The organism is Streptomyces sp. NRRL F-5122 (assembly GCF_001507435.1).
GTDB lineage: Bacteria > Actinomycetota > Actinomycetes > Streptomycetales > Streptomycetaceae > Streptomyces > Streptomyces lannensis.
Genome location: NZ_LMWH01000203.1, coordinates 1 through 268, shown reverse-complemented (window position 1 = coordinate 268; position 268 = coordinate 1). Strand labels below are relative to the sequence as shown.

The following is a 268-nucleotide window of genomic DNA, read 5'->3' as shown; positions in this document are numbered from 1 at the left end:
CGAGGTCTTCCGCTCCTGGCAGGAGGGCACCGTCATCCGCTCGTGGCTGCTCGACCTCGCGGTGAACGCGCTCGACGAGGACGAGCACCTCGACAAGCTCCGCGGATACGCCGAGGACTCCGGCGAGGGCCGGTGGACGATCGAGGCGGCCATCAACAACGCCGTGCCTCTGCCGGCCATCACCGCCTCGCTGTTCGCCCGGTTCGCGTCCCGCCAGGACGACTCGCCCCAGATGAAGATGATCGCGGCGCTGCGCAACCAGTTCGGC

General features: G+C 69.4%; 1 pseudogene. It reads left to right on the top strand.

Going from position 1 to position 268, the window contains the following annotated elements:
* Positions 1–268: pseudogene (locus tag ADL25_RS52205) on the top strand (6-phosphogluconate dehydrogenase); the annotation flags it as partial.